This is a genomic window from Pseudomonas sp. lyk4-TYG-107, assembly GCF_030209055.1.
Taxonomy (GTDB): Bacteria; Pseudomonadota; Gammaproteobacteria; order Pseudomonadales; family Pseudomonadaceae; genus Aquipseudomonas; species Aquipseudomonas putida_A.
Map to the genome: position 1 here is coordinate 412,864 of NZ_JARVST010000019.1, position 20,177 is coordinate 433,040.

General features: G+C 58.7%; 15 protein-coding genes. 3 read left to right on the top strand and 12 right to left on the bottom strand.

Translation table 11 applies throughout. The features are described from left to right. Positions 1-28 precede the first annotated feature (28 nt). The 5 genes from QRN61_RS17160 to QRN61_RS17180 form a co-directional block, all read right to left on the bottom strand. A complete protein-coding gene (locus QRN61_RS17160; RefSeq protein WP_247267436.1) occupies positions 29-1,492 on the bottom strand; it encodes a serralysin family metalloprotease in 1,464 nt (487 codons plus the stop codon). A gap of 463 nt (positions 1,493-1,955) precedes the next feature. Further along, on the bottom strand, positions 1,956-3,041 hold the full coding sequence (locus QRN61_RS17165; protein WP_027612779.1) for a polyamine ABC transporter substrate-binding protein: 1,086 nt from the start codon (positions 3,039-3,041) through the stop codon (positions 1,956-1,958). Positions 3,042-3,097: 56 nt separating this feature from the next. After that, positions 3,098-3,442, bottom strand: a complete 345-nt coding sequence (locus QRN61_RS17170; RefSeq protein ID WP_285374309.1) for a cupin domain-containing protein — start codon at positions 3,440-3,442, stop codon at positions 3,098-3,100. A gap of 31 nt (positions 3,443-3,473) precedes the next feature. Next, positions 3,474-4,880 carry an NAD(P)/FAD-dependent oxidoreductase gene (locus QRN61_RS17175; protein ID WP_285374310.1) on the bottom strand — a complete coding sequence of 469 codons (1,407 nt, stop codon included), beginning with the start codon at positions 4,878-4,880 and terminating at the stop codon, positions 3,474-3,476. A 52-nt stretch (positions 4,881-4,932) separates the two neighbouring features. Next, positions 4,933-5,748, bottom strand: coding sequence for a helix-turn-helix transcriptional regulator (locus QRN61_RS17180; protein WP_285374311.1), 816 nt, complete (start codon positions 5,746-5,748; stop codon positions 4,933-4,935). Between the two features lie 263 nt (positions 5,749-6,011). Here QRN61_RS17180 and QRN61_RS17185 point away from each other — a divergent pair, with 263 nt between their 5' ends. Continuing rightward, the gene (locus QRN61_RS17185) at positions 6,012-6,284 is read left to right on the top strand and encodes a DUF1652 domain-containing protein (protein WP_025109621.1); all 273 of its coding nucleotides are present in this window, start codon (positions 6,012-6,014) and stop codon (positions 6,282-6,284) included. Positions 6,285-6,343: 59 nt separating this feature from the next. On the opposite strand, the gene QRN61_RS17190 is transcribed toward QRN61_RS17185, so the two are convergent. After that, positions 6,344-8,818, bottom strand: a complete 2,475-nt coding sequence (locus tag QRN61_RS17190; protein ID WP_285374312.1) for a UvrD-helicase domain-containing protein — start codon at positions 8,816-8,818, stop codon at positions 6,344-6,346. 278 nt (positions 8,819-9,096) lie between these two features. Between QRN61_RS17190 and QRN61_RS17195 the strand changes: the two genes are divergently transcribed. Then, positions 9,097-9,792, top strand: coding sequence for a pirin family protein (locus tag QRN61_RS17195; protein WP_027612774.1), 696 nt, complete (start codon positions 9,097-9,099; stop codon positions 9,790-9,792). Between the two features lie 183 nt (positions 9,793-9,975). Here QRN61_RS17195 and pgm read toward each other — a convergent pair whose 3' ends face one another. From pgm to QRN61_RS17215, 4 genes are all read right to left on the bottom strand, one after another. After that, positions 9,976-11,622, bottom strand: a complete 1,647-nt coding sequence (gene pgm, locus QRN61_RS17200) for a phosphoglucomutase (alpha-D-glucose-1,6-bisphosphate-dependent) (RefSeq protein ID WP_096796764.1) — start codon at positions 11,620-11,622, stop codon at positions 9,976-9,978. Positions 11,623-11,718: 96 nt separating this feature from the next. Beyond that, positions 11,719-13,119 (bottom strand): aminotransferase-like domain-containing protein, encoded by a 1,401-nt coding sequence (locus QRN61_RS17205; protein ID WP_285374313.1) that lies wholly within the window; start codon positions 13,117-13,119, stop codon positions 11,719-11,721. 48 nt (positions 13,120-13,167) lie between these two features. After that, positions 13,168-14,637: a hypothetical protein gene (locus QRN61_RS17210; RefSeq protein ID WP_115990565.1), complete on the bottom strand. Its 1,470-nt coding sequence runs from the start codon at positions 14,635-14,637 to the stop codon at positions 13,168-13,170. A gap of 548 nt (positions 14,638-15,185) precedes the next feature. Further along, positions 15,186-16,208 (bottom strand): zinc-dependent alcohol dehydrogenase family protein, encoded by a 1,023-nt coding sequence (locus tag QRN61_RS17215; RefSeq protein ID WP_027612770.1) that lies wholly within the window; start codon positions 16,206-16,208, stop codon positions 15,186-15,188. 269 nt (positions 16,209-16,477) lie between these two features. Between QRN61_RS17215 and QRN61_RS17220 the strand changes: the two genes are divergently transcribed. Continuing rightward, the gene (locus QRN61_RS17220) at positions 16,478-17,407 is read left to right on the top strand and encodes a LysR family transcriptional regulator (RefSeq protein ID WP_007963542.1); all 930 of its coding nucleotides are present in this window, start codon (positions 16,478-16,480) and stop codon (positions 17,405-17,407) included. Positions 17,408-17,423: 16 nt separating this feature from the next. On the opposite strand, the gene QRN61_RS17225 is transcribed toward QRN61_RS17220, so the two are convergent. Next, on the bottom strand, positions 17,424-18,602 hold the full coding sequence (locus QRN61_RS17225; RefSeq protein ID WP_285374314.1) for a sugar transporter: 1,179 nt from the start codon (positions 18,600-18,602) through the stop codon (positions 17,424-17,426). A gap of 245 nt (positions 18,603-18,847) precedes the next feature. Further along, positions 18,848-20,176 (bottom strand): hypothetical protein, encoded by a 1,329-nt coding sequence (locus QRN61_RS17230; RefSeq protein WP_183779940.1) that lies wholly within the window; start codon positions 20,174-20,176, stop codon positions 18,848-18,850. Between the last annotated feature and the right edge of the window lies 1 nt (position 20,177).

Genomic DNA, 20,177 nt, shown 5'->3' on the forward strand with positions numbered 1-20,177 from the left:
CGCATCAAGCGCCGCTTCCCGTTTCACATCACGCCACGATGTCGCTGGTCGCTGCCTGGCCCACGGTGCTGACCTGGAAGTCCGCCACGCCGTGCCCGGAGAAGTCCACCGACAACAGGCTGTTGCCGCCCGACGAGGTCAGGATCGCGTCGCCGGCCGAACCGGTGAAGCTGCTGACAAAGTGCAGGCCGGAACCGTTGGTGATGGCGCTCAGGTCGATTTTGTCCAGACCGCTGACGAAATCGAGGATCTGATCGATTGCACCCGGCTTGGAGTCGGAACTGGAGGCGAACACGAAAGTGTCCGAACCCGAACCGCCCCACAGTTTGTCCGCACCACCGGCGCCGTAGATGATGTCGTTGCCGGCACCGCCCTTCAGCTCGTTGGACGCACTGTTACCGATCAGCAGGTCGTTGCCCGAACCGCCGATGGCGTTCTCGATGGTCACGCCCTTGGCGATGGACACGTTACCGATCATGCCACCTACGTCGGAGAACGAGGCTTCATTGAGGTTGATCTTCTGGTTCTGGGTGAAACCCGAGAAGTCGAAGGTGTCCTTGCCGCCCGCGTCCCACACCGAGAACACCAGCTTGTCGCTCGACGACGAGGCGCTGAGGAAATCGCGACCGGCGTTGGAGTTGAAGCCGTAGGTGGTGTCACCGGTACGGGTGGTCAGGTTGGCGCCGTACAGCTTCTGGATCGCTGCAATGTCGTCCATCAGCGGGCCGGAAGCGTAAGCTTCCACACCGCCCTTGCTGAAGTTCTGGGCGGTGTTGCTTTCGCTCCAGTAACTCATGAGGCTGTAACCGCGGGTGTCTTGCCCGTAGGAAGCATCCTTGTAAGTCGGGTTGCCTTCGCCGGCGTTGTAGTCGCCAGGGTGAGACAGGCCCAGGGTGTGGCCGATTTCGTGGGTCAGGGTTTGACGCCCGTAATTGTTCAGACCCGGGGTTTTGTTGACGTCGTAGCCACTGCCGGTCAGGTACCAGGACTGACCGTCATAGCCTGGCTCGGTGCCTGGCAGGAACGCAAACGCCGCTGCGCCTTCCTGGCCGCCGCTGTAGTTACCGAAGGTCATGTGACCGTCGCCACCTCGGGCCGATTCGGTGAACGTCACGTTGGCGACATCCGCCCAGGATTGCATGGCGAGCACGGCCTGGGCTTTCTGCAGGGAGCTGAACTGACTGAAACCGGTGACGCCCAGGCCGCTGAAGTTAGCGGTTTTGGCGGTCAGAAAGGTGTAGGTCAGTTCGATCTTGCCACTGTTGTCCAGGTCGTGCCAGGAGGCACCGTCGCGCAACAGTTGAGTGGCGGCTTGATCCACCGAGAAGGAGGGTTTGCCATTGACCGTGAGGTTGCCGCCACGATCGTATTGATGGCTGAAGCTATTGATCTGGTTCCAGGCAGAGCTGGTCGCAGCCAGAGATTGCGCTGCGCCGACAGGCACGAATGTGTCTGCGGTGATATCAATAGCGTTCGCTTTTACTTTCGACATAAACACACTTCCTTGTTTAGCAATGGAACAGTTTTTGTCAGATAGCGACGATCCCTGGCGAGATCGTCCTATCACTCGCCCAATGAAGGCGTAAGAAACCTGACACAATTTGAAATCTGTCGTCTAGCGTTTTTTTGAGATCAAAACCGACTGTTCCGTCAAATGCCCGTAAACAATGACTGCGGGGTCGAAAGATTGTTATGAGGTGTTTGTTCTCGCCTAATTGTCTGACGATTTTCTATTTAAATATTAAATATCGGTAAGTTGCTTTTTGATAGATACGTCTCACTTTGCTGCACTCTATTAGTGCGATGCCAGTGCAGTGATATCAATCCAAATCAGCGTTGCTAAAACACTTGTGGGAGCGGGCTTGCTCGCGAATGCTATTTATCTGCCAACCTGTTTGCTGACTGATCGAACGCATTCGCGAGCAAGCCCGCTCCCACAGGAGGGGTGATGTGGTTTAGCTACCGGTACGGATCTTGTTCCACACCCGCGTGCGGATCCGATCGATGTTCAGCGGCATTGCCTCCAGCGCAAACAGCTTGCCCATCATTTCCGGGCTCGGATAGACCTTGGTGTCACCCTTGATTGCCGGATCGATCAGGCTGTCGGCCTGCTGGTTGCCATTGGCGTAGTGCACGTAATTGCTGATGCCGGCCATCACGTCCGGACGCAGCAGGTAGTTCATGAACGCGTAACCGGCCTTCTCGTCCGGTGCATCGGCGGGCATGGCGACCATGTCGAACCAGATCGCCGCACCTTCCTTGGGAATCGCGTAGCCGATGTCGATACCGTTCTTCGCTTCCTTGGCGCGGTTTTCCGCCTGCAGGATGTCACCGGAGAAACCGACCGCCACGCAGATATCGCCATTGGCCAGGTCGCTGGTGTACTTCGAGGAATGGAAGTAGCTGACATACGGCCGCACTTTCATCAGCAATGCTTCGGCTTTCTTGTAGTCCTCGGGGTTCTTGCTGTGGGGCGGCAAGCCCAGGTAATTGAGGGCTGCCGGCAGCAATTCCGGGCCGTTATCGAGGATCGCCACGCCGCACTTCTGCAGTTTTTCCATGTATTCGGGCTTGAAGATCAGATCCCAGGAATCCACTGGCGCGTTATCACCCAGCACCGCCTTGACCTTGGCAACGTTGTAGCCGATGCCGGTGCTGCCCCACAGATACGGAAAGCCGTGCTCGTTGTTCGGGTCGTTGACCTGCAAGGCCTTGAGCAACACCGGGTTGAGGTTCTTCCAGTTCGGCAACTGGCTCTTGTCGAGCTTCTTCAGCGCCCCGCCCTGGATCTGCCGCGCCATGAAGTGGTTGGACGGGAACACCACGTCATAACCGGATTTGCCGGTCATCAACTTGCCGTCGAGGGTTTCGTTGCTGTCGTAGACGTCATAGGTGACGCCGATGCCGGTGTCTTTCTGGAAATTTTTCGTGGTGTCCGGCGCGATGTAGTCCGACCAGTTGTAAATCTTCACCGTTTCGGCGGCATGACTAATGGAGGCGGCCAGCAGCAGCGGCGCCAGAGCGAGGGTTTTCTGGATCATGGGGTCGATTCCTGTAGTGGCTATTTTTGTTGGCAGGCAATCAAAGGATCAAACAATCAGAAAATAAGGACGTAGCTCTTGCGCACGGTCTCCTGGATATCCCAGATGCCGAGCGTGTTGGCCGGCAACATCAGTGCGTCGCCACCTTGTATGTGCAGGGTTTCGCTGCCGTCGTCCGGGGTGAACGTGCAACGGCCGGAGATGAAGTGGCAGAACTCCTGCGCGGTGATCTGCCGGCGCCAGCGTCCCGGGGTGCATTCCCAGACGCCGGTTTCAACGCCGTCATCGCGCTCGACGCTGGTGGTCGAGGCAATGGCGACCGGCTCGCTGAGTGGCACGGCCACCGGGTTGGATTCATCCAGTTGCAGGCTGGCGGTGTTCTTGAACTGCGTAATGCTCATGGTGAGACCTGTCTTGTGAAGAAAACGGCGGTTAGTGCATGAAACCTTCCATGAAGCCCGCGACCTGACTGGCCAGCTTGCGCCGCCACGGGGCGCTGGCCGGGTTGGCCAGGGTCTGGTCTTCGTGGACGAAACTTTTGATGATCGCGTTGTAGCCAAGCCAGCGGCACGGCTCCGGCTCCCAGGCGCGTAGCGCATGAATTCCGCCGTCCGGCAGCACCCACGGCTGATGCACCAGTTCGGTATCGCGCTCAAGAATCAGATCGGCCAGGGTGCGGCCGCCAAGGTTGCTGGCACCCACACCCTCCCCGCCATAACCGCCGGACAGCGCAATGCCATTGGCGCGATCGCAGAGCATGTGCGGCTTGAAATGCCGGGACATGCCGAGGTTGCCGCCCCAGGCGTGGGTGATCTGCACGTTTTTCAACTGCGGAAACAGCTCGCCGAACAGATAGCGCCGCAGCTCGACTTCATCACGGGTCAGATCGAAGTTGTGGCGCAACTTCCCGGCGAACTGGTAACCGCCGCGGGCGCCAAAGACCAGACGATTGTCGGCACTGCGCTGGCCATAGGTGACCTGACGGCTGAACTCGCTGAAGGCCTGGCCACGGTTGAGGCCGATTTCATCCCAGGTCGCTGCCGACAACGGTTCAGTGGCGACAATCAGACTCTGCACCGGCAACTGATAGCGACCCAGCGGTGGGAGCGTGACCGAATAACCTTCGACCGCCGGCACAATCCAGCGACTGCGCACACTGGCCCTGGCCGTGCGCAAACTGCCGGACTGCCAATGCGTCACGGGGCTATTTTCGTAGATCTTCACGCCCATGCTCTGCACGGTGCGCGCCAGACCGCGCACCAGTTTCGCCGGGTGAATGGTCGCCACGTGCGGCGCATAAATGCCGCCGTAGGGTTTCGCCACACGAATCTGTTGCGCCAGTTGCTCGGGGTTCAGCCAGCGGTAATCGTTGTCGGTCAGGCCTTGGGCGTGCAGTTTGTCGAGGTATTCGCGCAGGCTGGCTTCCTGCTCCGGGTAACGGGCGGCGCAGTACAGCACCCCGCCTTTTCGGTAATCGCAGTGGATGCCCTCACGTTCGAGGACAACTTCCACTTCATCCGGAATGCTGTGCAGCAGATCAAACGATGCGCGACGTTGTTCTGGAGAGAGACCGGCGAGCAGTCGATCCTCGCCCAGCAGGTTACCCATCAGCCAGCCGCCATTGCGCCCGGACGCGCCGAAACCGGCGGTTTGCGCCTCGACGATGGCGATATCGAGACCGGGAGCGAGTTTTTTCAGGTAGTACGCGGTCCACAACCCGGTATAACCGGCGCCGATGATCGCCACGTCGACATCCAGATCCTGTTCCAACGCCGGCCGCGCAATCAACGGCTCGTCGAGTTGATCCATCCACAAACTGATAGTGCGCCACGCCGGCATGCAAGACTCCGCCACTGAAAACCTTCGATGGCGTCGATCCTAGTGCGTGACTTCAATCACTGTCTTGCGCGCGTGCCCGCAAAGAAATTTGTTTGGCGTAGGCCTTCGGCGACTGGCCGGTGTGTCGGCGGAAACAACTGTAGAACGCTGACAGCGAGTTGAAACCGGCAGCAAACGCCAGCTCATCGATACGCAGCGGCGGCATGGCCTGATCCAGTGACTTGAGCAAGTGCTGCAGGCGGGCCTGGTTGACGTAGCGATAGAAGCTCTGGCCGAGCACCTGATTGAGCAGGTAGGAAATCTGATTGCGGCTGTAGCCGCACTCCTTCGCCACCCGTTGCAGATCCAGTTCCGGATCGAGATACGGTTGCTGGCGTTCGAAATATTGCTGCAGATCCTCGGCCATGAAACTGATCTGGCGCGGCGAAAGCCCCAAGCGACTGACCGCCGGACGCTGACTGGGTGCGACAGCGCCGTTGGTTTGCGTGCGGACCAGCGAGGCGTATTCGTTGACCCGCCAGATCAAGCCGTCCTTGACCGTGATCGCTTCGCTGGATCGGAACGACACCAGCCCGTCGCCACCGCGCAGGGTCACTTCGTACTGAATGAACGCAGTGTTGCCATCCACGCGGATCCGGTCGCAATGCTCGAGCGCTTCGTCGGATTCTCGCGGCATGCTCACGCGCACGTACTCGCGCAATTCGTCGAGGCCGAGGACCCGGTTCTGAAAGAAATCGTTGTATTGGACGTCCGGGTGATACAGCGCCATGACGCTGTCCAGATCGCGGTGCTTCCAGCTCAGGTGGTAGCGCATGACTGTGGCGGCCGTGGCCGGGGTCTGTTCGGGGCCGTCATCGTCGGCGTGCATAAAGGGCTCGGCGCAAAAGAACCGAGCTTGCCCAAGTTCGCCAAAACGATCAACGAGCAAACCGTAGTGGCCATTTGGCGATGACTGATCCCGACGTGACTTACATCAAAAAACGCGCAGCAATCGCAAAATGAACTGAAAAATCTCACGGAAAATTCACATGCGAGTGCTACTTTTAACGTCACTGACCGGTTGAGCCAATGAAGGCTCTTCCCACCTAACATGAGCAAAAGGAAGCGCTCGATGAAGAAGGCGGGCAACACATGAATAAAGGCTCCAGTAAAGTCACGTTTCCCAATGCGTGCCAACTGATGCGTTGGCACTTTCATCCCATGGGTTTTGAGGCAACGATGGATGCGCCGGGCAGCATGATTGCCCGTCTGTTTGATCGTGCCAGCGGTGAAACCATGATCGCCATCGCCGGTATTCCTTGTGCGACGGTGATGAACGCGGCCGATGTCGAGCGCATCATTGAGGCTGTGGAAGACGAACTGGAGGCTTTCATTCCTCCGGAGTCTCTCAAGAGTTACGCATAAACTATTGTTTTATATAAAAAAGCCCGCCAATTCAGGCGGGCTTTTTTTGTGCTTGCGGGCTACGCGTTTTGCGGCTGTTTTCGGTGATCGACGAAGAATGCCTTGCCTTGTGAAACCCGATCGGACGCCCTTGGCATGTTCACGGCCTGGGCATCCTGCGGCTCGACGTACCAGTAGCAATGGCTGACCGCCCGGGTGATACCAACGTAGGCCAGCCGCAGAATCTCGTCCTTCTGCGCCGTGTCATAAGGCTCACTGTCGCCAGCCTTGCCCAAGCCGGCCATGCGATACACCTGGTTCTTGTAGGGCGAACTGGTCAGGTGCTGGCAGTCACCGAGCAGGAACACCGCATCAGCCTGCAGCCCCTTGGCGCTGTGGTAAGTCAGCTGTTTCAGCCGTCGCGCTTCGTACGGCAAGCTCGAATCAACATTAACTACAGGCTGAATATGCTGCTCTATCAATAACTTATCGCTGCTTTTTCGATAGAGCATCAAGATCGAATCGCCACGATTGTAATGTTCGGCCAAGCGCTGCCCCATGGCCTGGTCATCGCGCTCCAGCACATTGACTGGCTGCAATGCCTTGGGCGCACCGCTGGCCTTGGCCTTCTTGCCGGGGATTGCCGGCGCTGCGCGGACGATGTGTTCGGCAGCATCGATGATGTGCTGATGGCTGCGATAGTTGTCGCTGAGCATCACCCGAGTAGTGCTCGGCGACGGGAATTCCTTGTTGAACTCCATGAAGTAACTCGGCGAACTGCCGCGCCAGCCGTAAATCGACTGCCAGTCATCACCGACGCACAGCAACGAAGAACGCTGCGCACCCCGCCCGACATGCATGGCCGGGCCGCGACTGCGGATTTCCGCGAGGCTGGCGCGGATCCAGGAGACGATTTGCGGCGATACGTCCTGAAATTCGTCGATCATTAGGTGCGACATCGGTCGCAGCAGCTCATCACTCAGCAGCTTCAGGTTCTCCGGCGAGTGCTCGCTGAACAGCGCAAACATCCGGTTGTAGGTCATCACCGGCGGCTTCTGATCAAGTAAATGATCTTCAAGGGCACGCCAGAACAGGCTCAGCGCCTCAAAGAAGAATCGGTCCGGGTCGTCCTTGGCAAAACTCATACGACCGACAGCGTCCGGCACGTCCAGCCCAAGGTTTTCGATGAAACCGGCCGCCGCGACAAAACAATCGAGCAGCGGCGCCGAAACCAGCTCACCTTTGACCTTGTAGTCGAAGCCTGGACCGGCGCTCGCGTCGCCGGCTAAGGTCGACAACACCCGCTTTGATACCTCATAACTATCTAGCCAAATCAATGGCTTACGACAGAAAGCTTGAAACAAGGTGCGCTTAACGGCCCACTCGGCGCGTACGCTGAGCTTCGCGTTGGGCCGGCAAATCTGCGGGTTTTCCCGGGGATCGAAGCCGAGCACCACCCAGGCATCGAGGCTGGGAATGTAGCCGTGGCAGTGAAAGGTCGAACCGTTGATCTCGAACGTCTGCCGGCTGGGCTCGATGCCCTTGATCGGCCAGGCACCGGCGCGAAACCACAGGTCTTCGATGGCATCGCACAGTTCTTCGTCGCGTTTGGCTGCCAGTTCGGTCACCGCCATGCGCTTTTGCACGTCCGGGTGATCGCGCTCAAGCTCCTTGAGCTGCAAGGCAGCCTTGGCCAGTGGTTGAATCAACTGGCGGAAACGTTGGTCCTGATTGAATAACCGGTGATAGCAGGCGTTGAGCTGCTGGCGCTGGGCATCATTGATTCGCAGATCGAACGGGTTGCTGTCGACCTCCTCGTCAGCGCCTTGTGGCCGATTGCTTAGATTTTCAAAAGCCTGCAAGCGTTCGAACCCCGGCAGGCTGCGTACCATCGGCAAAATGCGTGAGTGAAAGGTACGCACCAGTTCCCGCGCCTGTTGCAGGCTCAATGGCTGGCCCCAAAGCGCGAACATCTCGATAAGCTTATTGATGAAGTCCTTGCGCGACTCACGGGTGAAGGTCACCACGGTCATTGAATCCAGCTCAAAGCCCAGATAATGCGTGAGCAGCAGAATACGCAGCACCAACGTGGTCGACTTGCCTGCCCCGGCTCCGGCGATCACCGAGGTCGAAGGAGTGTCACTGAAAATCATCTTCCATTGAGCGAGGCTTGGCTGGGCATGCGCGGGCAGCAGGCGCGCCACATCGGCTTTCATGCGCTTCTTCAGCTCGGCGCTGAGCGGCAGACGCCAGTCGTCGAACAGATGATTATCGACGCTCGGAGGACGATGCTCGGTGCTGCGACTGTCACGAATCAACAGCACCTGCCGGCCTTCTTCCAGGCCTTCGAGTTTCCCCTCCTTGAAGCCGTACTCCACGCCAGCGGTGTGTCCGCTGCGAAAACCGTCCGCCTGGCCGTGCAGCCAAGACGCACGGTGTTGAGCGCGCAAGCGTGTCAGGCCATGGCCGAAGAAACGTGCGGCGAGACGCTTGAACCATGGCATCTCGGCCAATGGACGAAGTTCGGGAGGCAGATCGGGAGTGTGTTGCGCCACGCTGAGGGGCTCCAGTGTGTGAGGCTGTTGAGGGCTATGGTGGCTTTATTTGCTCATGAGTTCTAGCGAAATGCTTACAGCTCATTGGTTTAGGCGATGAACTGAAAGTTGTGTGAGATTATTTTGAGCCGGTTTCCCATCAACGGATTCGATGAGAATGCCGCACTTTTTACGCTTTTTCTCGATGGTTGACTGATGGATGATGCCCGTCATAACCGACGGTCTCGCTTCATGGCTTTGGCGTTACGCCCCATGACGAACCCTTTGAGGAGACGATCATGCTTGAACTCAGACCTTTCAACACGCTGGGCGGCGCTCATCACGGCTGGCTGGATGCCCATCACCACTTTTCGTTCGCCGAATACTACGATCCGCAACGCATGAACTGGGGCAATCTGCGGGTCTGGAACGATGACGTGATCGCCGCCGGCACCGGATTCCCGCTGCACCCGCACCGCGACATGGAAATCATCACTTACGTGCGTGAAGGTGCGATTACCCACCAGGACAACCTTGGCAACAAGGGACGCACTGAAGCCGGCGACGTGCAGGTCATGAGCGCCGGTACCGGCATCGCACACAGCGAGTACAACCTGGAAGACAAGGAAACCCGAATCTTCCAGATCTGGATTCTGCCGACGGAAACTGGCGCGCCGCCATCGTGGGGTGCCAAACCGTTCCCCAAAGGCCAGCGCGAAGGCTTCGTGACCCTCGCCAGCGGCAAGGACGGCGACGATCAGAGCCTGCGCATTCGCGGTGATGCGCGGTTGGTCGCGGCCAACCTCAAGGCCGGCGAAACAGCTGAATATCAGTTGGATGCCGGACGTCGAGCGTATCTGGTACCCGCCACCGGTCTGATTGAAGTCAATGGCTTGCGCGCACAAGCTCGAGACGGTGTTGCCGTCGAGCATGAGTCAATACTGACTGTGACGGCGCTCGAAGACAGCGAAATCGTGTTGGTGGATCTGGCTTGATCGCCTGATATGCAGGTAAAAAAAGGGGCGACCGTCATGGTCGCCCCTTTTTTGCAGCTTTTGTGGCGAGGGGATTCATCCCCGATAGGCCGCAAAGCGGCCTTCCTTTCAATGGAGCGGACTGCTACGCAGTCCATCGGGGATAAATCCCCTCACCACAGGAAGAACTCACCTCCCTGAAGATCACTTGGTGCTGATTGCGCCATCCACCAGCGTTTGCGCTTCGGCCACCAGTTGCTTGAGGTGGTCGTCGCCAATGAAGCTTTCGGCGTAGATCTTGTAGATGTCTTCGGTGCCCGAAGGACGTGCGGCGAACCAGCCGTTTTCGGTCATCACCTTCAGACCACCAATGGCCTGATCGTTGCCCGGCGCATGGCTGAGAATGCTCTGAATCTTCTCGCCTGCCAGTTCGGTCGACGTTACTTGCTCCGGCGACAGTTTGCTCAACAACGCTTTCTGCTCAGGGTTGGCCTTGGCGTCTACGCGCACCGAGAACGGTTCGCCCAGTTCATCGGTCAGGGCGCGATAGGCCTGGCTCGGATCACGGCCGGTACGGGCAGTCATTTCAGCCGCCAACAACGCCGGAATCAAACCGTCCTTGTCGGTGCTCCAGACGCCGCCGTCCTTGCGCAGGAACGAAGCGCCAGCACTTTCCTCGCCACCAAAACCCAGCGAGCCATCGAACAGGCCATCGGCAAACCATTTGAAACCGACCGGCACTTCGTACAGACGACGCCCCAGACGTTTGGCCACGCGATCGATCAGACCACTGCTGACCACGGTTTTACCCACGGCGGCGTCGGCGCGCCATTGCGGACGGTTCTGGAACAGGTAATCGATGGACACCGCCAGATAGTTGTTCGGTGCCAGCAGACCACCCGACGGGGTGACGATGCCATGGCGATCATGATCCGGGTCGCAGGCGAAGGCCACGTCGTAACGTTCCTTGAGACCGATCAAACCTTGCATGGCATGGCTGGACGACGGGTCCATACGGATCTGTCCATCCCAGTCGACCGTCATGAAGCGGAAAGTCGGATCGACCTGCTTGTTCACCACATCCAGATCAAGACGGTAATGCTCGGCAATCGCCGACCAGTAGCGCACCCCTGCTCCGCCCAACGGATCTACACCCAGACGCAGCTTGGCGTCACGGATGGCATCGAAGTCGATCACGTTGATGAGGTCAGCGACGTAGGTGTTGAGGTAGTCGTGACGGTGGGTGGTGCTGGCCTTGAGCGCCTGCTCGTAGCTGATGCGTTTGACGCCTGCCAGCTTGTTGGCCAGCAGTTCGTTGGCCTTGGCTTCGATCCACTTGGTGATGTGGGTGTCGGCCGGGCCGCCGTTGGTAGGGTTGTATTTGTAGCCCCCGCTTTGTGGCGGATTGTGCGACGGCGTAATCACGATGCCATCGGCCAGGCCCGAAGTGCGGCCACGGTTGTAGCAGAGGATTGCATGCGAAACCGCCGGTGTCGGCGTGTATTCGTCACCTTCGGCGATCATCACGGTCACACCGTTGGCCGCCAGCACTTCCAGCGCACTGGCCCCGGCCGGGGTCGACAGCGCATGGGTGTCGATACCGACGAACAACGGGCCGTCGATGCCTTGGGCTTCGCGGTACAGGCAGATCGCCTGGCTGATCGCCAGAACGTGCCACTCATTGAAACTCAGGTCGAAGGAGCTGCCGCGATGCCCGGAAGTACCGAATGCAACACGCTGGGTGGCAATCGAAGCGTCCGGTTGGCCGGTGTAATAAGCCGTTACCAGTCGCGGGATGTCGACCAACAATTCTGCTGGTGCCGGTTTGCCCGCAAAAGGACTGATAGTCATGCAAAACCTCTGAAATAGAGTGGTTCAGGAAATACAGCGCAGTTTACTGACAGTTCGACCGCAGCGCGACGGGATCTATCCGACAGATTTCAACGTTCATTCCAGCGGCGCCAAGCGCAACGCCTCTCCCAACCTCTCGAGCGCTCCGCCCAAGCCGCTCTCGCCGTGATCCAGCAGGTTCAGGCGCAGATGCCGACGGTGCAATCCCTGCAAGCTGAACAGTTCGCCCGGCGCAATCAACACCTGTTGCCTGAGCAGGCGCTGAAACACATCGCGCATATCCACCGGCCGCCGTGCCCGCACCCAGACCGTCGCTCCGCCTTGTGGCTCGACAACCTGCAGCGCTTCGCCCAGACGCTCGCGCAACAAGTCGATCATCGGCGTACGGCGTTCCTTTAGGCGCCGGCGAAGTACGTACAGATGCTGGTCGACCCGACCGTTTCCATACAGCCGGGCAATGGCCTTCTGGCGAACGGGTGACAACCGGAACGAGCGCATCAGAAAATGCCGCTGCATTTCGTGCTTCCATTGGCGCGTCAACACGTACCCGTATGGCGCTTCGATACCGATGAATTTCTCGAACGTGGAGAAGACCAGCAGTCGGTCAGGGTCCAGTTGATCACGCAGACGCTCGACGCCCGTTGCCTCGCCCAGTTCACCGTAGCAGTCGTTTTCCAGCACCCAGGTGCCGTGCTCGCCAAGCAGGCCGGCGATCACGTTGCGGTTATCCGCTGGAACCTGTGTACCGCGCGGCATGCACAGGCCCGAGGACAGCAGAATCAGCCGCACGTCTTCGGTCTTGAGCAGTGTTTCCAGCCGCTGCAGCTCCAGCCCGCCACAGGCCTGCAACGGCAGTTCGATTACACGCACCTCAGCCGCCTGCAGCAACCGCAGTATCACCCAGTCACAGGGCGACTCGACCAGAATGGTTGTGTGCCTGAGCTGCAGAACGGCCACCAGGATCTCCAGCACCCCGCGCATATCCGCGCCGATGTAAACATCCTCGGCGTGCCAGCACTGCTTTGGCGAGGTGGTATAGCGGGCCGCCAGGACGGCGCGTAATTCCAGTTCACCACAAGGCTGGTCGAGCAACGGCGGCTGGCGGGGATACTGGCGCAGCAGCTCACGCTCCAACAACAGCAATGGACTGTCCAGTGATTGCAGCGAAACCGGATCATCAGCATTCAACAAACGCATACCCGGGTGCCGCGCGTTGACATAGAGCGTTTCGAGCAGATCATTGCTCATGGCAGGTGGCGTCCCCCCCGAAACCGCCCTGGCGTAATACCCGGACTTGGCCACTGAATAGATCCGCCCTTCCTTTTCGAGCAACGAGTAAGCGTATTGAATGGTCGAGATCGACACGTTCAAGCGATCTGCCAACTGACGCAGCGATGGCAGCCTTGAATTGCCATCGCAAGCCGACTCGGCCATCAAGCGCATCAGGTATCGATAGACTGCCTGGTAGGCGAAACCGAATTCCCGTGCAGCCTTCATGAGACGGACACCATAACCGTTGGTGCGCCCAAGGATCGCTCGCTCACTTCATCGTTCCACTGACCGGTCACCCACGCCGGAGCCATCGAGGCCTGACGCGTCGAGTGCGGTCTCCAGTGTTTGCCGGGCCGCACCGTGCGCAGGCAAGGGTTCCATGGCGTAGAGGTGGCCGATGAGCCGAACCGGTAAACCGCTGACGTCCATCATCCACTGCATTACCTGCTCCGGGCCGTGCAGCCCCTGCATGGCCCGATGCAAATCAGGCAGCGCCACCAACATGCCGGGATGACAGCTGCGCAGGAACCGCTCGAGCCCGGCTCCACGCTCGATGAACGGCGTGAACAGCAGGCAGACCCATTGTGCTTCGTTCAGACCGTAAGTCTGGTGCAGCCAGCTCGACGCCGCTTCGCGCAGTTCTTCCGTAGTCTGCCGTTGCCCCAGTCTTGCGATCATCTGCTCGCAGACCGGTTCCGGCACCCGCTGCAGCTGCATGTTCGCCAGCATGCGCTGGACGTGTTCCGAAAACCCCGCTTCATAGCTGCGATCGCTGAGGAACTCGGCTTCCAGGCCGCGTAAATGGGCCTCGATCAAAGGGTCGGCGTATTCGCCCTCACCCTGGTGAAACACCCATTCCTCTGCCTCGAACCCCAGAAACTCGCTCAGTAGCGGCCAGCGTTCTTCAAGATTGCCGACCGCCATGTCATGAATGTCGACAAATGTCGTGCGACGACATGACTCGAAGCCACCCTCGGGACGCCAGCATTGCCGCTCCGATTCGGAGTAAAAACCGCGATACAAATCCCCTCCCAATCCGTCCAGCAAAGCGAACAGCTCATCGAACGTCCCGGAATTCGGCGTCAGCGCCCCGATACCGGCCTTCTGCACGGCCCGGTCCAGGTCTTCGACAAACTGCTTCTGACGACGCGGCGATTCGCTGGCCAGCCAGGCATCCACGCCGTTACTCCAGCGAGCAATCTGGCCGTAAAATTCGGCCCAGTCCAGGCAGGCGTCGTCCCGCCACTCAAGCTTCTCGCCCCTGGCACGTCGATGCCCCATCATCAGCAGATTGGTGCGATGGGCGTCCGCGCTGTCCATTCCGAGTGGCGCCAGATGGTTGAACGGCAACACTTGTCGATGTTCCACCATGAGCAACTCGACACGGGGGTCGTCATACAGAAACAAGGCAGCGAAGCTGCGGTGCATGTTGTTCAGCGCCGCCGTCCCCGATTCGCTGCGGCGCAAGGTGGCCACACGTAACTGGAACGTGGCGGGGGCGCGGCCGGCAATACTCAACTGGGCGGCGCGCAGCAGCGCCAGCATGTAGCAACTGTCACGGGTACCGGATGGCGTCACCATGACCTTGTATTCACCCATGCGCTCCATTCCGCCGGCGGCGACCACCAGACGCTGGATCAGCAACTGCAGCGCTGTGCGCTCGGCTCTGGAAAAGAAACTCAGCAGGCGTTGCAATACTTGCTGGTAGACATAGTTCATTGCCTGATCATGGATCGTGCTCATCAGTACTTTACCCGGCATAAAAAATTCATATCGCGCATCAGCGATGACGCTGGCGCAATAAATTCATCAATAAGTAATAGACGATCAAATACTAACACTTATGATTTTGAAGTTATTTGAAACACTTGACGCAATGAAGTCAGCAACCCCACCGCCTCAGACAACGTAAACCACTGTCAGCATTGAATTTTTTTTGATCAGAAAATATCTGAGGAAACTTCTTACAGCGTCCCACGAACATTGAGTACAACAAAAGCAGAACAACAATAGGAAATGCCCTACAGTCATTAAACAAAAACCGCTATATCGCTCATGAGGGGAAACGTTAAACGCGAAATGAAAAACAGAATGCACAGACATGGCTCATTCCTTGAGATGAAAGTAATCATTCAATTATCAGGGCTTATATGGCGAATAGAAGATACAGATTGCAGACAAAAACCGGTTCAGATGCACAACCGGCCACGCACCATGCTTGGTCTGTCTGATTATTTGCGAGAGGTAAAAACGCAAGAGTCCGTGGGGCCACGGACTCTGTTCGGAGGGAGTTACGCGGGTTCGACCTGCAGGGCGACCCGTTCGCGGCATGGGCATTCGTCCATGTAGCGATGTGCTTCGACGAACTCGTTGAACGGGAAGACCCGGGTCTTGAGTGGCAGCAGCACACGGTCGGCCGTCAACTGATTGATATCACGCAGGGCACGTTGCAAGGCGACTTGATCCTGAACAATGCCCAACTCGGGTTTACCGGTGAAATTACCGATGCAGTGCACAAAGAACTGGATGTTTTTCTGGAACGCCGCACAGGCCGGAAATGGTGTCTGGTTGCCACCCTGCAGACCATACAGGACCAGGCTGCCACGCGGTGCGAGGACATCGCCGAGCAATGACATCTGCGGGCCGCCCAGACCGTCGAACACCACATCGACACCACGGTTGTCGGTGATCTTGTTGATTCGCATCAACAAGTCTTCTTCCTCGGTGACGATGACTTTCTCGGCACCCAGCGACAGCAGGTACTCACGCTCATCAGCGGTTTTCGTCGCGGCAATCACCCGCACGCCCATGGCCTTGCCCAACTGGACAAAGGACGGACCGGCGCAATGGCTGGCATCAGTGACCAAGGCAAACTGCCCTGGTTTGACCCGCGCCAGATCCGCATAGGCAAAATAGGCGATCAACAACGGCGTGTAATGCACGCTGGCCTCAACCGGGCTGAGCACATCCGGATAACGGGTCAGCGCGGTACGTGGCAGCACGATCTGCTCGCCATACACCGGGTAATCGTTCGGGCTTTCGGCCGGGAAACTGGCCACCTTGTCGCCGACCGACAGATCGTCCACTCCGTCACCGACGGCGGTGACCACACCGGCCATTTCATGGCCGAGACCGGACGGCAGGCGTGCCTGGGACGAGGCCAGATTCTGACGCCAGAGAATGTCGTACCAGCTGATGCCGATCGCCTCGACACGCACCTGCACTTCGCCAGGACCTGGCTGAGCGGCCGCATGCTCTTCGCATTTGAGCACCTCGGCCGGACCAAACTTGTGAAAACGGATCGTGCGGGACATCGCAAACCTCGTCAAAGTAACCTCTAATGCCCTGAACTCTATCTGGGCTTTTGACCCAAGACTATCAGTGGCTATTAATAGTCGACATGCCTGTCATTGATTCCGCAGTATGAACGGCATTGGCAAAATTGATGAAAAAATGCCACCACCGGCCCGGTAAAGCTGAATTTAGCGGTGCAGAGTACCAGCCTTTCCCCGTAATATTCATGCCGGCCATTGTTCTCATATGGTCGCTCTCGTCAAGCTTGATGACTCTGCCAGGACTCCAGATGAATCGTAATGACCTGCGTCGTGTCGACCTGAACCTGTTGATCGTATTCGAAACACTGATGCACGAACGCAGCGTGACCCGCGCCGCCGAGAAGCTGTTTCTAGGCCAGCCGGCGATCAGTGCGGCGCTCTCGCGCCTGCGCAGCCTGTTCGATGACCCGTTGTTCGTGCGCACCGGACGCAGCATGGAACCGTCCGCCCGCGCGGTGGAAATCTTCGCCCTGCTCTCCCCGGCGCTCGACTCGATTTCAACGGCTGTCAGCCGCGCGGCGGAATTCGACCCCGCCACCAGCACTTCGGTATTTCGCATCGGCCTGTCCGACGACGTCGAATTCGCCCTGCTGCCGATGCTGCTCAAACGCCTGCGCGCCGAAGCACCGGGCATCGTCCTCGTCGTGCGCCGAGTCAACTACATATTGATGCCGGGCCTGCTGGCCTCCGGCGAAATCTCCATCGGCGTCAGCTACACCACCGACCTGCCGGCCAACGCCAAGCGCAAGGTGCTGCGCCGCAGCCAGCCGAAACTGCTGCGCGCCGACACCGTGCCCGGCCCGCTTAGTCTGGATGACTACTGCGCGCGTCCGCATGCACTGGTGTCGTTCGCCGGTGACCTCAGTGGCTTTATTGATGAAGAGCTGGAGAAACTCGGGCGCAAGCGCCACGTGGTGCTGGCCGTGCCGCAGTTCAATGGCTTGAGTACGTTGCTCGCCGGCACTGACATTGTTGCGACCGTGCCGGACTACACCGCGGATGCGCTGACGGCTGCCGGCGGCGTGCGGGCGGAGGATCCACCGTTGCCGACGCGCACGTTCGAACTGCATATGGCGTGGCGTGGGTCGCAGGATAACGATCCGGGGGAGCGTTGGTTGCGGTCGCGGATTCAGATGTTCTTTGGCGATCCGGACAGTCTCGAGCTGCCTGCGCATTAACCAGGCAGCCAGCGACTCAAGCCCCAGCCCGGCTGTTGCGATAAATCGACAGGCAGTAAAACGCCAGCGCTGCCGCCGCCAGCATTCCGCCCACCACCCCGATGTAAGCAAAACCAAACTGGCTGCCCACCCAACTGCCCACCAGTGCCCCGCCGCCGATACCGATGTTGTAGATGCCTGAAAACAGCGCCATCGCCACATCGGTGGCGTCCGGCGCCAGTACCAGGACTTTGGACTGTAACGCCAGCCCGAAGCCCATGATCGCCATACCCCAGAACACGCTCAGCACGCCGAGGTAGGAGACGTTGCCGCTCAACGGCAACAGCAAAGCCAGGCACAAGGCGAGCACCGATACGCAGATGATCAGAAAGCGCTGTGGGCTATAGCTGTGCAGGTAGCTGAACAGCAGAGAGCCGAAAATACCGGCACCGCCGAATAGCAACAGCAGCAGCGTCACCACGTCGCCGCTCATGTTGGCCACGGTCAGTACGAACGGTTCGATGTAGCTGTAAGCGGTGAACTGTGCCGTCACCACCAGAGCCGTCAGAACATAGACGGCCACCAGCGCAGGTCGCTTCAGCAATATCGGCAGGCTCTTGAGCGAGCCTGAGTTCTGGCTGGGCAGCAGCGGCAGTACCTTCGCCAGGCAGAACACCAGCGCCGCGGCAAAGCCTGCAATCACCATGAACGTGGTGCGCCAGCCCATGGCCTCGCCCAGCAAGCGGCCGAGGGGAATCCCCAGCACCATCGCCAGCGAAGTACCGGTTGCCAGCAAGCCCAAGGCCTGAACCTGTTTGCCCGGCGGCGCCAGGCGCACGGCCAGAGACGCGGTGATCGACCAGAACAACGCATGCGACAACGCCACACCGATCCGGCTCACCAGCAGTACACCGAAGCTGGTCGCCAGACTTGACAGAATGTGACTGGCGATAAACATCCCGAACAGCACAATCAGCAATTTCCGCCGCTCGACGTTGCGCGTCAGCAGCATGATCGGCAGCGACGTCAAAGACACCACCCACGCATAGATGGTCAACATGAGGCCGACTTGCGCGGTCGACATGTCGAAGCTGCTGCCAATCGAACTCAACAGACCGACCGGGACGAACTCGGTGGTGTTGAACACGAACGCAGCCAGTGCCAAGGCAATGACTGCGTACCAGTTGCCGTTGTTTGTCGCCGTAGAATCACTCATTTAAACGTCGTATTACTCTTTGATGATCGTGCGTGAATGTACGCAAGCGATCTGTGCCCATCTGTCGGTGTCTTGATACCGATTGCCGAATGTGTCGACGTTCAGGGGACGCACCATCAGTGAGCCAGGCCACACTAATCTGGTCCAGTCGGCTTGATGAATCAATCTGCCGTTTCATTGAGCAGCAAAAGGCCTGCGTAGCGTGCGGCCATGGCGAAAGAACAAGAGCGCCCACAGTGACGGAATCAGGGCCTTGCCGAGGACTCGTATCGATCGGCATATGCCTTGATCAACTCGGTCGTCACCAGCGTTCGCATTCGCAGAGGCGGATCCCATGCCGGTTCGCCAACGAACTCGAACCATGCCTCTCGCTCGCCCGGCAACCACATTTCCAGTCCTACCTTGTGCTCGCTCAATCCCTCTTTGGCCAGATGGTTATGCAGCAGTAGCCCGTAGGCTTCCAGATTCAGAAAGTCTCGCTCCTCCTTGGCGATTTCTGCATTCTTGCTCCACTTGGGGCGCTGGAAAGTCGCCCGCTCATAGTATTTGAAATCCACTACCGTCCAGTTTTTACCGTCCTGCCTCACCAGATCAGGGCGCCGTTTGATGTGGTTGCGCGCAAAAATCTTTCGACGCTGCTGTTGCCAGCGAGACTGTATAGCCGTGCTGGCTATCCCGTGAGGCAGATGCTGGTCGTCGCACGTCTGGAAGCGTTCCAGCCCTCCCTCGCCTTCGCTCAATCCATGACAAAGACAGACTGACTCCCAGACAGCCCAGAACTTTTCCACGCCCCATATCAGTCCCGTGTCCAGGTCGCTTTGTGTACCCGCATGCAGGTAGCGCTTCAGAGCATCGTGCAACTGATAATAGTGAGCGTCGCGCGGGGCCGCACAGCGGTCGATACTCTGCAGCAGGTGCCGCAGATGGCTCAGGCTGCGCTGACGCGACTGGACATTGCCAAAATAGAGCGAGTCCTCAGCGCTGAGGTAACGATGCTGGAAGTCTTGCGCCAGCGCTTCGCCTTCACCCACGAAGCTGCCCCAGGCACATCGAGGATCTACCTGCAGAAAACCCCGATAGAAATCCACTGCCAAAAAACAATAGAGGCCTACGATATCCGCCTTGCCAAACTGACCGACCCGACGATCCTGCGCGACCGACTCAAAGTAAGCAGCGCCCCGTTGATCAAACAGCGCACGATGCAGATGTCGATCAAAACGGCGATAGGGGTCGTCGACACTGCGACCGCGGCGCTCACACATTGAAAGCAGACTGCGTGGGTCGACGCGGTCGAACAACTCGTCCAGCGCCAGCGCATCGTGAAATGCAAGTCCGTCGCCAACACGCTCCTTGCCCTTGCCGTGGGCCTCGACGCCATCACGGGCCGTCAGCACCTCAGGCTCGCGTCGTGTCCGGCGAAATACCACGAAACACCGGTAAAGCAGCGACAACGCTTCTGCACCGCTCATTGCCCCCATGCCATAGGGCACCTTCAACAGGTAACGCCCATCCGCTTCACGAACCAGTCCCACCTCGCCGTCGCTTTCTACTCGTTCGATTTCGTCGAGCTGCATT